Annotated in this window: 13 protein-coding genes; 5 read left to right on the top strand and 8 right to left on the bottom strand. The window is 71.8% G+C overall.

Features of this window, described 5'->3' with window-relative positions; all coding sequences use genetic code 11:
• Positions 1-11 precede the first annotated feature (11 nt).
• A complete protein-coding gene (locus BMZ18_RS10205; protein WP_068360826.1) occupies positions 12-803 on the top strand; it encodes an acyl-[acyl-carrier-protein] thioesterase in 792 nt (263 codons plus the stop codon).
• On the opposite strand, the gene BMZ18_RS10200 is transcribed toward BMZ18_RS10205, so the two are convergent.
• Positions 758-1288, bottom strand: a complete 531-nt coding sequence (locus BMZ18_RS10200) for a PadR family transcriptional regulator (protein ID WP_068360823.1) — start codon at positions 1286-1288, stop codon at positions 758-760. The genes BMZ18_RS10205 and BMZ18_RS10200 overlap by 46 nt on opposite strands.
• A 95-nt stretch (positions 1289-1383) precedes the next feature.
• On the opposite strand from BMZ18_RS10200, the gene BMZ18_RS10195 reads away from it, so the two are divergent.
• Positions 1384-1872 (top strand): DUF1707 SHOCT-like domain-containing protein, encoded by a 489-nt coding sequence (locus tag BMZ18_RS10195; RefSeq protein ID WP_068360777.1) that lies wholly within the window; start codon positions 1384-1386, stop codon positions 1870-1872.
• On the opposite strand, the gene BMZ18_RS10190 is transcribed toward BMZ18_RS10195, so the two are convergent.
• Together BMZ18_RS10190 and BMZ18_RS10185 are read right to left on the bottom strand one after the other, a co-directional pair.
• On the bottom strand, positions 1821-2654 hold the full coding sequence (locus BMZ18_RS10190; protein ID WP_068360775.1) for an alpha/beta fold hydrolase: 834 nt from the start codon (positions 2652-2654) through the stop codon (positions 1821-1823). The genes BMZ18_RS10195 and BMZ18_RS10190 overlap by 52 nt on opposite strands.
• Positions 2655-2691: 37 nt before the next feature.
• The gene (locus BMZ18_RS10185) at positions 2692-4074 is read right to left on the bottom strand and encodes a cytochrome P450 (RefSeq protein ID WP_068360773.1); all 1383 of its coding nucleotides are present in this window, start codon (positions 4072-4074) and stop codon (positions 2692-2694) included.
• A 117-nt stretch (positions 4075-4191) separates the two neighbouring features.
• On the opposite strand from BMZ18_RS10185, the gene BMZ18_RS10180 reads away from it, so the two are divergent.
• Complete coding sequence (locus tag BMZ18_RS10180; RefSeq protein WP_068360770.1) at positions 4192-7404, top strand: ATP-binding protein; 3213 nt, start codon at positions 4192-4194, stop codon at positions 7402-7404.
• Here BMZ18_RS10180 and BMZ18_RS10175 read toward each other — a convergent pair.
• Positions 7367-8041, bottom strand: a complete 675-nt coding sequence (locus BMZ18_RS10175; RefSeq protein WP_068360767.1) for a hypothetical protein — start codon at positions 8039-8041, stop codon at positions 7367-7369. The two genes, BMZ18_RS10180 and BMZ18_RS10175, sit on opposite strands and share 38 nt — an antisense overlap.
• An 89-nt stretch (positions 8042-8130) precedes the next feature.
• On the opposite strand from BMZ18_RS10175, the gene BMZ18_RS10170 reads away from it, so the two are divergent.
• Together BMZ18_RS10170 and BMZ18_RS10165 are read left to right on the top strand one after the other, a co-directional pair.
• A complete protein-coding gene (locus BMZ18_RS10170) occupies positions 8131-8742 on the top strand; it encodes a TetR/AcrR family transcriptional regulator (RefSeq protein ID WP_068360765.1) in 612 nt (203 codons plus the stop codon).
• A gap of 78 nt (positions 8743-8820) precedes the next feature.
• Positions 8821-10671, top strand: coding sequence for an HNH endonuclease signature motif containing protein (locus BMZ18_RS10165; protein ID WP_074922139.1), 1851 nt, complete (start codon positions 8821-8823; stop codon positions 10669-10671).
• Between the two features lie 6 nt (positions 10672-10677).
• Here BMZ18_RS10165 and BMZ18_RS10160 read toward each other — a convergent pair whose 3' ends face one another.
• Genes BMZ18_RS10160 through BMZ18_RS10145 form a run of 4 tightly spaced genes read right to left on the bottom strand, consistent with a single transcriptional unit; the run spans position 10678 to position 15190 of the window.
• A complete protein-coding gene (locus BMZ18_RS10160) occupies positions 10678-11862 on the bottom strand; it encodes an NAD(P)/FAD-dependent oxidoreductase (protein WP_068362366.1) in 1185 nt (394 codons plus the stop codon).
• A 12-nt stretch (positions 11863-11874) separates the two neighbouring features.
• Positions 11875-13218, bottom strand: a complete 1344-nt coding sequence (locus BMZ18_RS10155; RefSeq protein ID WP_244516482.1) for a glycosyltransferase — start codon at positions 13216-13218, stop codon at positions 11875-11877.
• Positions 13215-14228, bottom strand: coding sequence for a glycosyltransferase (locus tag BMZ18_RS10150; protein WP_068362364.1), 1014 nt, complete (start codon positions 14226-14228; stop codon positions 13215-13217). The genes BMZ18_RS10155 and BMZ18_RS10150 overlap by 4 nt, the downstream gene beginning before the upstream one ends.
• Entirely contained in the window at positions 14225-15190 is a 966-nt protein-coding gene (locus BMZ18_RS10145) for a WcbI family polysaccharide biosynthesis putative acetyltransferase (protein WP_068362378.1), read from the bottom strand. Before BMZ18_RS10145 ends, BMZ18_RS10150 begins: the two co-directional genes overlap by 4 nt.
• Positions 15191-15349 lie beyond the last annotated feature (159 nt).

The following is a 15349-nucleotide window of genomic DNA, read 5'->3' as shown; positions in this document are numbered from 1 at the left end:
CCACCTACGAGCTGGCCCCGCAGCCGCCGTCGGGCGAGGGGTTCGAGACGGGGTGGCCCGTGCGCGCCGGGGACGTCGACACGGCCAACCGACTGCGATACGACTCGGTGGCGCGGTACCTCCAGGACATCGGCTCCGACAACCTCGACGCGTCCGGTCTGGGCGACACCGACCCGTTCTGGATCGTCCGTCGCACGGTGATCGACGTGGTGCGCCCGTCGGTGTGGCCGGAGCGAGTGACATTGCGCCGCTGGTGTTCCGGGCTCTCGACGCGGTGGTCGAACATGCGCGTCGACATCACCGGTGACAAGGGCGCACTCATCCGCACCGAGGGGTTCTGGATCTCGGTGTCCATCACCTCGGGCATGCCCACTCGCATCTCCGACGAGGGCATCGCTCTGCTGTCGCGCACGACGGACGAGCACCGGCTGCGCTGGAAGCAGTGGATGCGCGACGCGGCGCCGGAACCGTCCGCCGACGACCGGACGTTCGTGCTGCGCGCGACGGATCTCGACGCGTTCGATCACGTCAACAACGCCGTGTACTGGCAGGCCGTCGAGGACGTGCTCGCGGCGTCACCGGACGTCGCCACGATCACCGGCGGGCCGCACCGCGCCGTCATCGAGTACCTCGGCCCCATCGTCGCGGGGGACACGATCACGCTGCGGCACCGTCGACACCGCGACGGGGACGCCGAGGCGATCACGGTGTGGTTCCTGGTCGACGGCACGGTGCGCACCATCGCGCGTGTCCTCGCCTACCAGGGCAACCTGTCGAGCCAGGCGAGCACCATCTCCTCGTAGGCGATGCCGAAGTCGAGCGTCGCAGCCGCGAAGGGGTCGGTGACGAGCTCGACCGACGCCCGGTAGCGCGCCAGGTTCTCCCGGTGGGCGGTGCGGTGCTGCTCGATCGCCTCGGTCAGCCGAGCCGACGGCACGTGGTCGCCGAAGGACAGGAACAGCAGCAGCGGGTGGCGGATGACCTCCGGTCCCGGCAGCTCGGCGATCCACCGAGCGAACGCGTCCCGGCCGGCGTCGGTGAGCTCGTACGGTTTGCGCTCCCGCGCCTCGGTGGGCAGTTCTCGCACCAGGCCCGCCCGAGCGAGGCCGGCGAGTTCGCGGTAGACCTGCGATCGGGTGACGGACCAGAAGCCGCCGATGCATTCCTGCGCGCTCACCGTCAGGTCCCACCCCGACCGGGGCCCGTGGTGGAGGAAGCCGAGCAACGACGCCGCGGTGGGATTCAGCGGCGGCGCCGCGGTGGGATCGAGCGGGGCTGGGTCGGCCATGCCGGCCATCGTCGCACATCTTGACAGTCCACTGTGGACGGTGCAGGCTGGGTCTCACCGTCCACAGTGGACGGTCTCCCGGAACGAGGTGCCCGATGACCGGAACGCTGCCCTCCCCGACGCCCCTGGGCGCCCGGATCGGCCGAACCCTCGACACCCTGGCCGCTGCCGTCGGCGACGGACGGCTCACCCTCGACGAGTTCGACCGCCGCTCGGCCGCTGCCGTCGCCGCGACGGATCGCGGCGACCTCGACGCCCTGCTGCGCGACCTGCCGCCGGCGCCGCCGCGACCGGTCCGCGTGCGCACGGTCCTCGCCGCCGCGTGGGCGCACTGGGCGCTGGTGAACACGATCTGCCTGACCGTCTACCTCGCGATCTGCCTGTCGTCGGGCGAGTTCCACTACCCGTGGCCGGTCTGGGTGCTCGGGCCGTGGGGTGCGGTGCTCGCGGTCCACACCGTCGGCGCGACGGTCGCCGCGCGTCGGGGCTTCACAACGCTGCCGGCCTGGTCCTGCCGGTCCGGTCCCGAGGCCTACGCGAGGGGGACGAAGTCCCGCAGCGCGGCCGCGAAGCGGTGCGGCTGATCCACCGGGAGCAACGTCCACGAATCGTCGATCTGCACCCGCCGGGCGTTCGGGAACACCTGCTCCAACCGTCGTGCGTGGGACAGCGGCATCATGCGGTCCTCGGTCGCCCAGACGACGAGGACGGGGCGATCGAACGTCGACAACCGGGACGCCCACTCGAGCAGGGTCGAGCGGGTCGGGGTGCCGACGCAGAACTTCCTGAGGTCACGCCTGATGTCCGCGCTGCGAGTGGCCGGGGCGAACCAGTCGTCGAGCACCCCGTCGGGGATCCCGGCTTTGCTCAGCCCACCCCAGGCCCGCTTGTCGTGGCGGACGACCCGCGTGCCCAACAATCCGAGGAACAGACGCGTGCCGCCCGGAACGCGACACAAGGCCACGGCCGGGCGAGCGGGCCGCGGGGGGAAGTTGTCGAACGCCTCGCACGACGCGAGCACCAGGCGTCCCACCCGGTCGGCTCGGCCGTCGGACACCAGGAACTGCCCGCCACCCCAATCGTTGAGGATCACCGTCGCGTCGGTGAGATCCAACGCGTCGAGGACGTCGGCCAGGATCCGGGCGACGCCGAGCTGCGACAGATCGGCGTCGGGTCTCATCGGGGTGCGGTGCGCCCCCAGCGGCAACGTCGGCGCGATGCAGCGGTAGTCGCGCTGCAGCAGCGGAATCACCGAGCGCCAGAGGGTCTCGTTCATGAGCAGCCCGTGCGCGAAGACCAGCACCGGGCCGTCGCCGCCGGTGTCGGTGTAGTCGACGGGCCCGGCCGGCAAGTCGATCCGCGGCATGCATCCCCCTCGGTCGTGCGATCCGATGCCGGGGAATCTACGCCGAGGGACCGCCAGGGTCAGCGCGGTCGGAGAATCGCCCCAGCCGACGCAGATCGATCGGCTGTCCGTCCCGCGGGTACGGCAGCGAGGTGAAGTCGATGGGCGTGGCCGACGGGTTCGGCACCGTCCAGGTGAAGGTGCGCAGCAGGTGGTGCAGGACCATCACGATCTCGATCTGCGAGAAGAACTGACCGAGGCACGTGTGCACGCCGCCGCCGAACGGCTGCCAGGCGTACTTGTGCGGCAACGGGCGGCCGTCGAACCGCGACGGGTCCCACCGTTCGGGGTCCGGCCACCACGTCGCGTCGTGATGGGTCCAGTGGGGAGTGGCGGCCACCATGGTGTCCGCCGGGACGAAGTGCCCCTGGATCTCGGTGTCCCGCAGCGTCCATCGCACCATCGTGGGCAGCGGCGCCAGGATTCGCAGCGACTCCTTCATGACCGCCGCGAGATCGGTGAGCTGCGCACGCACCTCGGGGTCGGTGACGTCGTCTCCCACGGCGAGCGACTGCTGTCGGCACCGCTCCTGCCACTCCGGATGGCGCCCCAGCTGATCGACCATCGTCGAGACGGTGATGGTGGACGTGTCGTGCGCGGCCATGAGCAAGAAGACCATGTGGTCGACGATCGCGTCGTCGGAGAACCGGGTGCCGTGCTCGTCCTCGAGCCGCGCCAGCACGGAGAACAGGTCCGTGCCCGAACCCGCCCGTCGTCGCGGAAGGTAGTCGCGCAGAAACGATTCGAGGTAGCGCCGACCCCGGAGCCCGCGACGCCACCGCCCACCGGGGACGTTCGCTCGCACGAGCGCCGTCGCCGCCTGCACACAGTCGACGAAGGCGGCGTTCACCCGGGGTAGACGATCGTCGTCGGGATCGACGCCGCCCATGAACACCTCGGTCGCCAGGCCCAGCGTCAGGTTCTTGGTGGCGGGATAGACCCGAAAATCGGTGCTGGGCTGCCACTCTCGCACCCCGCGCTCGATCAGCGGATGCATCGTCGCGGTGTAGTCCGCCAGACGCTCCTTGCTGAACGCCTGCTGCAGCAGTCGACGGTTTGTCCGGTGCTCGCCGGCGTCCATGAGCATGAGGCCGCCGTCGAAGAAGGGGCCGATCAGCGGCCGCCACGCGTCCTTGTTGCCGAGGGCCTTGTCGCGGTTGGTGAGGACCTGCTCGCAGCCGTCGGCCCCGAGCACGGTGACCACCCGTCGCCCGGCCATGACGGACCACGAGACCGGGCCGTACGCCTCGTACTGCGCACTCCAGAGGGCGAGCGGGTCGCGGATGTAGCGCAGCGTCTCACCGATCCAGGGAATGGAGCGAGCGCCGGGGACGGGGCGCAGACCGCTGTCGACGGGTGGGGCGGCGAGGGCGTGGGCCATGTCGGCTCCAATCTGACAGGGCAATCTGTCAGATTTAGTGTGCGTCACACCGCGACGGGTCGTCAAGGCCGAATCGGACGACTCCGGACCAGCACAGCCCTTACGCTGACCGGTGCCATGAACGACCGACCCACACCACCTCGAGTGACGGTGAGCGTGCTCGGACCGCTCACCGCGGCGGTCGACGGCCGCGCCGTGAACCTCGGCGGGCGCGGCCAGCGCGCCGCGCTGGCCCGGCTCGCGTCCGCCGGCGGCCGCGTGGTGTCGACCGACCTGCTCGTCGACGACCTGTGGGCCGGCAACCCCCCACCGAAGGCGTTGGCCGCCCTGCAGGTGCACGTGTCCAACCTGCGCAGGCTGCTCGAGCCGAACCGAGCGCCGCGGACTCCAGCCACCGTCCTCGTCTCCCGGGCACCGGGGTACGCCCTCGCGCTGCCCGCCGACGCCCTCGACGCACGGGCCGCGGAGGACGTCGTTCGCCGCGCCGCCCGCGGGGACGCCGACGCGATCGACGCCCTCGACACGCTTCTCGACGACTGGTCGGGCGAGGCCTATCCCGAATTCGTCGACACGCACTGGGGCCACGCCGAGTCGGATCGCCTGCGCGACCTGCACGACCACGCCGTGGAACTGCGGGCACATATGCTCCTCGCGGACGGGCGAGCGGACCGTGCGATCGGCGATCTCACCGCGCTCGTCCGCATGCGGCCGGCGCGCGAACGGGCGTCGGGACTCCTGGCACTCGCGCTGTATCGCGCCGGCCGCCAGGCCGAGGCGCTCGACGAGCTCCGGCGCATCCGGCGGTATCTGGCCGACGAACTCGGCGTCGACCCCTCGCCGGAGTTGCGCGCCGTCGAACACGAAGTCCGTACCCACGGCGCTCCCGTCGTCGTATCGCCGGTGACGCGCCCGGCGCACACTGTGCCTCCCGAACCAGCCGAGCCCCCCGAGCCGGTCGCGCCCACCGTCGTCGCCCGCCCCGAGACCGACGACGTCCTCGCAACCGCGGACGCGGCCGTTGCGACCACCTCCCCACACCTGGTGTGGATCGTCGGAGACGCCGGAGCCGGCAAGACCACGACGACGCGCGACGTCGCGGATCGCCTGACCGCCCGCGGCTGGCGGACCGCCCGGGGGCGGTGCCCCGAGGTGGACGGCGCACCGCCGGCGTGGCCCTGGATCGAGATCCTGCGTGCGCTCGGGGTCACCCCGCCCGCGTCCGTCGCCCCCTTCGCGGTCGCCGAGTCGGTGTGCCGCTCCTGCTCCACCACACCGGTTCTCGTGATTCTCGACGACGTCCACCGAGCCGACGAGCCCACGCTCCAGGTGTTGCGTCAGGTCTGCGGAACGGCGGTCGGCGCGCTGGTGGTGGCCGCGACCTACCGTCCCGACGAGGCGACCGTCGATCTGATGGCCGCCCGAGCCGCGCTCGCCTCGGTGCCCGGGACGACCGTCCACCTGAGGGGTGTGGACCGGGCCGGGGTGGCGGCCATCGCAGCTCGCGCCGGAAGCCCCGACCTCGACGAGGAGGTTCTGAGCCGACTGCATGCCCGGACCGCCGGAAATCCGTTGTACGTCCGTGAGTTCGCCGGACTGATTCGCTCCGAGGGCACTGCGGCGCTGTCGAGCTCGGTTCCGCCGAGCGTGCGTGACGTGATCCGCCGCCGACTCGACCGCCTTCCCGACCGCACCGCGGTGGTCCTGCGCCGTGCCGCGATCCTGGGCAGGGAAGCGGATCTGACGGTGCTCGCCGCCACCGTGGGTGAATCGGAGGACGACCTGCTCGACGCGCTGGAGCCCGCCGTCCTCACCGGCGTGCTCACCGAGACCTCTTCGGACCGGGTCGGTTTCACGCACGATCTGGTTCGCGAGGTGGTGTACGACAGCGTTCCCCGGCTTCGGCGGGCACGGGCGCACCGCGCCGCGCTGAGCGTCCTCGCCGACCTCGCACCGGACGACACCGCCGCGCTGGCGCACCACGCTGTGCACGCCGACACTGCCGAGTCCGTCCCGTTCCTGATCCGCGGCGCACGTGAGGCCGAGCGGCAGTTCGGTTTTCGCGACGCGGACGGCCTGTGGGCGGCCGCGGAACGGTGGCTGCGCGAGAGCGACGCCACCGACCTGCTCGACGTGCTCGTCGGTCGCGTGGGCACGCTGGCCCGGCTCGGCGATGTCGTCGCCGCACGGGAGGCGCGTCGGCAAGCCGTCTCGCTCGCCGAGGCCGCCGGGGACGACGACGCCCTCTTCCGCGCCGCGACGTCGTGGACGGCGCCGGTCATCTGGACGATCCGCACCTCCGTCGAGATCGACACGGCGATCGTCGACCCGCTGCGGCGGTTGGCCGCGTCGGAGCTGCCGACGCCCGCGCACCGGGCCCTCGTCGCGTCCGCCCTGGCCTTCGAACTGGAGGGCACCTTCGGTGATGCGTCGGCCGACCGCGAGGCCGACGACGCGGCGGTGTCGGCCCGGCGGTGGGCTCGCGAGTCCGACGATCCGGCGGTGCTGGCGCGGGCGTGTACGGCGTTCGGCTACATCGCCTTCGGCCCGGACCACGTCGACGAACGGGTGGCCAATGCCGACGAACTCGCCGGTGCCGCCGCCGCGATCGGCGACGACGGTTTCGCCGCCGTGGCGCACTACCAGCGCTTCCTCGCCGCGGCCGCGGCCGTCGATCTGCGCGGGGCGAGGTCGGCCGCGGAAGCGGCGACCGCACGGGCCGCCGGCCACCAGTTGGCCCAGATGCTGGGGGTGCTGGCCGTCTACGACGCGCTGGTGGACGTCCTCGCCGGACGCTACGACGAGGCACGGGCCCGGTACGACGTCGTCACGGAGACGCTGCGCGCCCAAGGGGCGGCGTCCGCCGAATGGATCGCCACGCTGGGCCGCATCGGCCACGGCGTGGCGATCGGTGACCTCGGCGAGATGGTGGACGAACTGGCGGCCATCGAATCGGTTCGACCGCAATCGGTTCGGTTCGTGTACGTCGTCGCGCTGCTCGATGCGGGCGAGGAGGACCGGGCGCGGGCGCAGTGGCGCACCGCGGCGCCGTATCCGCGCAACTACTACTGGCTGGCGATGACGACCTTCCGGGCGAGAGCTGCTGCCCGACTGGGGGACTCGGTCGTCATGGCCGAGACCGCGGACCAGCTGCAGCCGTTCGCCGATGCGGTGGCGGGGCTGGACTCGGGGTCGCTGTACGCGGGACCGGTGGCCGCGGCGCTGGCGGAGGTCGCGGACCGGCAGGGCGATGCGGAGGCGGCGGCACGGTGGCGTGCCGTCGCCTCCGACACGCTCAGGCGGGTACGGGAGCAACTCGACGCGTCGGAGTGACGTCGGACGTCCGGCCGTCGCGCAGGATCAGCACGCCCACGGCGGCGAAGGCGAGGCCACGCGGGAGTTCCACGATCAGCCCGCTGACACCGGGGAGCTCGGGCCACGGGACCAGCAGGATCAGCCCGCCGACCGCGGTGACCGCGCCGATCCACACCGGCACGGCCCGCGTCCGCACGAGGACCGCGCCGAACACCACCATCGAGAGCATGAACACCAGGCCACTGATCATCTGCATCGTGGGGAACGCCCCGGGGAAGAGCGACCCGTCCGCGGGCACCAGGTAGGCGGTGTCGGGGTTGCTCGCCAGGGCGTACGTCGCGAACGCCTCCACCGACAGGTGCGTGATCGACACCAGCATCGAGGACAGGTAGAGCGTGACGAAGGAGACGAGGCCGAGAACGCCGGCGCGCGCGGCGAACCAGGCGTAGACGCCCGGCAGCGAGATCAGTTGCAGCACCGTGCCGGTCAGCAGCAACGCTGCCGACCACGGCCCCGCCGCGGACGTGAGGGACTCGACGGAGTGTGCGTTGCCGTCCACGACCGGGTGTAGCAGGCCTCCGGTGAGATTGAAGCCGAACGCGACGACGACGCCGATCGCGCTGAGACGAGTGAGGAGAGACGAGGTGATGGTCATGGAGGGAACAGTGCGGGACCGCGCTTGGTGATCACTTGGCGACGGCTGGGCCGGACCCGACTCGACCTCGAGAGCGGCATACTGGGCGCGTGCCACGCTCGTACGGCGGCCAGGGCGCCGAATCCCGCATCGCCGCACGACGCAGCGCGCTTCTCGCGGCCGGGCGCGAGCTCATGGGGACGGTGGGGACCGACCGGACCACGATGACCGGCGTCTGCGCCGCCGCCGGCCTGACGGAGCGCTACTTCTACGAGAGCTTCTCGGGCAAACGGGATCTCGTCGTCGCCGTCGTGGACGCCCTCGCCGACGAGGTGCGGGACACCGCCCGACGCGCCCTGGAGACCACCGAGGGGTCCGAGATCGACCGGGTCCGCGCGGCGCTGACCGCCGTGGTCACGCTGCTGCTCGACGATCCTCACAAGGGTCGCATCGCCGTGGTCGAGTCCACGGCCTCCGTGGAGCTGCGCACCCAGCGCCACCACACGTTGGCCGGGGTGGTCGACTTCGTGTCCGCGGCCGCCGCAACCATGTGGGGACCCCGCGCCGCTCCCGAGCCGCAACGACAGCTGGCCGGGTTGATGCTGGTGGGGGCGTGCTCGGAATTGCTGCTCGCGCGACTCGACGGCACCCGCGACCTGGCGATCGTTGACATCGTCGACGCGGCCACCGCGTTGTTCGTCTCCACGACCCGGCGGGACTGACATTCCTCGACCACCCGGTGTCCCGGTTTCCGGTCGTTGTCGTGGCGGGCGTCGGTGGGGGCCACTACAATCGAACACATGAGCGATCGGGGGGTCGGCGCAGCCGGTGCGGCGCAGGTGGGGGGTGTGCCGTGGCCGGCGCGTGACCCTGCCACTCTGGGCCTGCCTCCGTCGTTCGACCTCCCCGTCGGTGGGCATCTCGACGCCCTGGCCGACCTCGCCGCGGGGGCGGCGTACCTCGAATGGCGCCGCTACCGGCACGCCGCCGCCCTCCACACCGAACTCGTCGTGCCGGAGGAAGACCGCGACGAGCGGGCGGTCGATGCGTACGCCCAGTGCGCCGCCCGCATCGCCACCACCCTGGCGGTGTCGCAATACGTCGCCGAACGACTCCTCGACAACGCCGTGGCCCTGCGCGACCGGCTGCCGCGGGTGTTCGAGTGCCTGCGCGACGGAGTGGTCTCCCCGACTTTCATTCGCACCATCGTCTCCCGCACCGAACTGATCCACGGCCGCCCCTACCAAGGACTGGTGGACGCAGACATCGCCGCCGCACTGCGTAAGCCGGGGTCGTGGTCGACGGCGCGGGTGCGGGATCTGTGCGACCAGATGGTCCACCGGCGTGATCCCGACGCCGTCCGCGAACGACGCGAGGAAGCACTGAAAGGGCGGTGCTTCTTCACCGAAGCCGGACTCGACGGGATGGGAACGGTGGGGGCGACGATGTCCGCCGAACGCGCCGCCATCGTCGCCCGCGTCGTCGAACGCCTCGCCGCGCAGGTGTGCAAGCACGACAGTCGCAGCAAGGGTGCGCGGGCGTCGGATGCGTTGTTCGCGTTGGTCAAGCACGCCCCGTTCGGGTGCGACTGCGCCCGCCCCGAGTGCGCCTTCCAGGTCGTCGATGCTGACGAGGTCGCAGCGAACGCAGCACGCATCGTCATCCACGTGGTCACCGACACCACCACCCTCACCGGACCCGTCCCCGCGAACACCACACCCGCCAATAACGCCGCTGAGAATGCGCAGCCGGAAGCGCACGCACAAGCTCGAGACGTCGACACGGCCGCAGCTGCGGCAGAGCAGGTCGTCGCCGACGAGGTCACCGTGGAAGAGGTCGTGGTCGAGAAGACTACGACCGAGGAAACTACGGGCGATGCCGTTGCGGCCGGGACGGTCCCTACCGAGGAGCGTGCGGCCGAGGAGGCAGCGGCGGTCGAGGCGGCTGCGGCGGAGCCCGAGCCCGAGCCCGAGCCCGAGCCCGAGATGGTCGACGGTGTCGGATTCGTCGCCGGACTCGGCATCATCTCCGGAGCCCACGTCCGCGACCTCGCCAACGACCCCGAGGCGGTCATCCGCCCGTTGGGCGACGGCAGCGACACCCCACTGCCGGCGACCCAACCCGCCGACCCCTACCGGCCGTCCGCGGCACTGGACACCTACATCCGCGCCCGAGACCGGTACTGCACCTGGCCCGGCTGCAACACACCCGCCTGGGACGGCGACCTCGACCACATCACCGAATACGACCACCGCAACCCCGAGCGGGGCGGGCAAACCAGCGCGACCGGACTCGGCGCCAAGTGCCGGTTCCACCACCTGCTCAAAACGTTCGGGGACTTCGTCGACGACCAATACGACGACCCCGACCACCCGGGCCGCATCATCCGAACCTTCACCATCCCGGAAGGCCGCACCGTCCTCGGCCCCGCGCACACCGGGTTCGACACCCACCCCGGCCTCGACATGATCGTCTTCGGCGACCCACCCGCCACCCGGCCGCCGTCACCCGGCACCGAACCCACCCGACCCGCCCCACGCACCGAGCAGAAACACGCCCGCCGCCGCCAGGAACGCAACCGAAACCGCCTCCGCAACAACCTGAACGGGATCCGACCACCCGAACCCGACGACGCACCACCCCCGTTCTGACGGGGTCTACAAGTGACCCTTCAGCAGCAGATGCCAGTACGAGAACGGCAGTCCGTACCGGTCACCCGCCCACGCGAGCCGGCGGGGCTTCAACGGATCGAGGAACGACGGAAGGGAGGACGTGACGGTGCCCGTCCGATCGAACTCGGCCGCGATCAGCCGGTGCGAGTCGAGCGGAATCGGGGCGACGGTGTAGCCGTCGTACTCGCCGAGCTGCCCGCCCCGGCGCGCGGCGAGCAGGTTGTCGACCAGCGTCGACACCTGCTTGCGCAGTCCCCCGCCGGACGGGTCGGTGTCGATGGCCGCCCCGTCACCGGCGGCCCACACGTTCGGGTGCCGGTGGTGCTGCAGCGTGCGCGGATCGACGTCCACCAGCCCGTGCGGCACATCGCCCGCAAGGCCGGACTCGGTGACCCACGCGCGTCCCCGGTAGGGCGGCACCAGGTGGAGCATGTCGTACTCCAGCGTGTCGACGCCGGCAGGGCCGGTCACCTCGATCGCGTTGCGATCAGGGTGCAGGGCGGTGACCGCCGTGCGCCGCACCACCGTCGTGCCCAGGTCGCGGAGTGCCGACTCCAGTCGTGCGTCCAGATCCGGCACCCCGACGATGCCCTCGCGGTCCACCACCAGGGTCGTGCGCACGGACCGTCCCGTGCTCGCCCAGTGCGCCGCGGCGAGGAAGAGCGGCTTGACCGTGGTTCCGGTGCAGCTGACGGGTGGGCGCGGCACGGTGAACACCGCGTGACCGCCGTCGCGCACCGTGCGCGTGAGGTACCAGGTGCGCGTGGCCTCGTCGAGATAGTTGCTCGCGACGGACGCCGTCGCCATGGCGTCGTCGATACCCGGCAGCGCCTCGTGGTCCGGCACCAATCCGGGTCCGACGATCAGGTCGCGATACGTCACCGTCATGCCCGACGCACACACGACGGTGCGGGACTCCGGATCCACGCGGACCACCGTGTCCTGGAGCCACGTCACCCCGCGCGGTGTCACCTGTGCCTGCGACCGCTGCGCGCTGGGCAGTCGCGCCTGCCCGCCGCCCACGTAGGACAGCAACGGCCGGTAGGTGTGTACGGACTGCGGCTCGATCACCGCGACGGAGTCCAGTCCCTTCTTCCGGCAGCGGGCCGCGGCCGACAACCCGGCGTTACCGCCACCGATCACGACGACGTCGAACGAATAGGGGGTCATGTCATGACGTCCTCACCAGGAGAGATCCGGGCGCAACGGCCCGGTGGTCACGTCGACGGCATCTCCGTCGACGCTGTGCGTGCCGAACAGCATCGCGAGCGCCGCGTCCTCGTCGACGCCGAGCGCGGACGCCCAGCGCCGGGCGCGTCGCCGCGCACGCCAGGTCTCGTGCGTGACGGACGCGCCGTCCGGCAGTGTGCACCGCACCGATCCGCCCGCGCCCACCTCGGCCAGGAGCGCGAAGGCCTTCTCGCCGAACACCGCACGGCCGCGGACCTCGACGGCGAACCGGCTGCGCGTCGTCTCCGCTGCGTCGAGAAGCCCGATCCGCACCCGTGGGTCGTCGATTCCCCACGTCGCGACGAACGACGACGCCTCGGCTCCGTCCACCCACACCGTCACGTCGCCGTGTCGAAGGACCGAGCCCACCGTCACCAGCAACGACGCCGCCGTGTGGCCCTCGCTGTGGACCACCGCCGTGACGTCGGGCACCGCGTAGCGAACCCCGTGACGACGCGCCGCCGGGTCCGTGATCAGCGGCGCGAGCGACATCGCCTCCCCGTTCTTGGCGTCCCGACGGCGGTCGTCCGGCCGCCCCGCCCAGTCCGGACCGTCGTGCCACGCGACGGCGGCAGGAACGTGCGCGAGAACCGCACCCGCCAGCCACGCACGGTGGGCGAGTTCCCAGTCCTCGCCGCCGTAGGCGGTGAACGACTCGTCGAATCCGCCGATCTCGTCGAAGAACGTTCGGCGGCAACACATCACGGCGCTGATGACGTGTCGGTACGAACGGTCGTCGGCGTCCAGCAGATCGCGTGATCCGCGGTAGGCGTCGACCAGCCAGCCCGGTTCGTCGAGCAGCGGGTCGCCGGGCGCGGGGAGGCGTCCGAGGGCGGTGAGGTCCGCGTGCCGACGACGTCCGACCGTCAGCGCGTCCGGAACCAACGACGGGAGGCGGGCCAGGGCCCGGACGTAGCCCGGTTCGGGCACGGTGTCGGCGTCGAGGAAGCACAGCACGTCACCGGTCGCGGCGGCGGCGCCGAGGTTCCGGGCGGCCGCGGCACGAAAACCTCGGTCCTCCTGCCGCACCACGGTGACCGGGAGCGCGCACTCCACCCGCGGCGGCTCGGGAGACCCGTCGTCCGCCACGATCACCTCGAGACGATCGCGGGGGAAGTCCTGCCGTTCCAACGCCGCCAGCACCATCGTGAGTTGGCTCTGTTGTCGGTAGTAGGGCACGACCACGCTCACCGAGACGGCGGCGGCCTCCACTCCGTCGAGTAGGTCCCAGCGGTTGCCGGGCACCGTCGTACCGAGCGGAGTCCGCAGCGCGGCAACGCTTCTCCGGTCGGTCACGTCGTCACCCGGAGCGCAGCGCCGGCGGGGGCCGACAGTGCAGCGCGATAGGCGCCCACATGGGCCGCGCCCACCTCGTCGGCCGTCGGATGGGCGAGCACGCCGGCGTCGATCCACGTCGACGCGGGATCCGCCGCCGCGCGGGCGACGGCCTCCGCCAGATCGCCCTCCTCGTAGATCGTCACCGTTCCGGGCGACCGCGCCTCGAACTCACGGGTGTATCGCCCCGCCACGACGAGCGGGCGGCGACCGTGCTCGATCCACGTGACGATGGACCCCGACGCCGACAGATGGCGGTGGTGCGCCACCGGCACCGTCACCGCGTGCAGCGCCGCGGGCAGATCGTCGTCCGCCACGTACCCGGTGACGCGGGCCGACGGCGACACGGCGCGCAGGTCGTCCACCAAGTCCTCGTGCCCCGGCGATGGGCGCCCGAGGGCGACGAACTCGGCGCCGGGCGGCAGCGCGGCGGCCACCTCGACGTGGCCCTTGCCGGGGTACAGGAACCCGAGCACGCCGACCGTGGCCGGCCCGGGCGCCGTCGGCTGGTCCGCCCGGCCGGTGGCGACGGGGAGCGGAATCACCTGCAGCGACGCGTGCTCGATGCCCACCTCCGCCAGCAACAGGCGCTCGTGGTCGCTGCTCACCACGACGACGTCGGCGAGCTCCGCGATCCGCCGGTACGCCGCCGTCCGGACCTCGAACGACCGGCCGTCCGAGGGCTGCGGCACGTCGTGCAGGGTGATCACCACGCGCGCCCCGGTAGCCCGCACCGCCGCCACGACCTCCGACACCGCCTCCGCGGCCCGATCGGCGGGCGATCCGAAGAGACGATCGGTGACGTGCAGATGCACCACGTCGGACGTCGAGATCCCCTGCGGGGCTGGGCTGTTCACGTGGCGGTCGATGACGGAGTCACCACCGACGCCCACCACCGCGTCGTGGATCCGGTGCGCGAACTGGACCACCCCGTGCTGATCGGGCCCGACGATCACCTGCGTGACGATCATCGCGTGGCACCGAGCCGGGCCAACACGTCGCCGTGCCGATCGAAGGCCGCGTCGATCACGGCGGGATGCTCGGCGTACCAGCGCAACTGAGTGCGATGCACCTCGTCGGCGGTCACGGTCCCCCCGTGCACGGTCCAGTCCCGCGTCGGCGACGCGTCCGGATCGAGCTCCGCCAACACCCGGTGATCCAGCGGCGTGTGGACCGAATCGAGCAGGGTGCGACCGGGATCCGTCGGTGTCGCGGGCACGTCGAGAACTCCGAGGATGCGCGTGGCGAGCTCGATCAACACCGGGTTGCCGGGATGGTTGATCGTGTGCGCCGCGGCCGCCCCGTGTCGGGGTACGGCGTCGGAGATCGTCACGTCGCAGTCCTTGCCCTCACGTCGGCGGAGTTCGGCGAGACTGCGGTCGGCGATCCAGCGCACCGTCTCGTCGTCGATCGGCACGTCCCAGTCGTCCGTCTCCGCCAGGCCGAGCGCAGCAGCTCGCACCGTGCGCAGATCGTGGTACGGCACGACGGGAGGATCCCGCGACGGGTCCGCCGGGTCCCGCACGATCGCCTGGAACGGGAACAGCCCGGCGTATCGGAACACCGGCCACCGCAGCACCCGCGCCCCGGCCGGCAGGTGCGCGGCGACGTCGTCGGTCCCGATCGGCAGGTCCCGGTACCCACTGCGCACCGGCTGGGCCAGGAGCACCTGCGCACGCGTCGCGAGCGTCTCGAGGTGCGCGACGTCGGACGGGGTCAACTCGTGGACGGGAGGCATCCGCACACTGGTGAACGGGGCGTCGGCAACGGTATCGAGGACCACCCGCAGGGCCTCGGCCTGGCAGTTTCCCAGCACGATCCACAGCGGACGGTCGGTGGGGACGTCGTCGATTCCGTAGAAGTGCCCGTAGTGACGGGTCCTGCCGTCCGGTGGATCGCCGGTGGTGAACCCGGGCTGGGCGGGGGTGGCCATGGCACGCCGCATACCCCGCCCGGGGGCCGTCCGAACCCTGCCGACGGTGACGAACCCGACCACCCGGGTTGAACCGAGCCCCCCCGGGGCATCCTGGACCAGTCGAGGTCCAACCAGCCGGCCCGACGCGCCGCTGACACGTCCGCGCGCGAAGGACAC

Origin of the sequence: Rhodococcoides kroppenstedtii (assembly GCF_900111805.1) — a bacterium.
Lineage (GTDB): Bacteria > Actinomycetota > Actinomycetes > Mycobacteriales > Mycobacteriaceae > Rhodococcoides > Rhodococcoides kroppenstedtii.
This window is presented reverse-complemented; position numbering and strand designations above follow the sequence as displayed.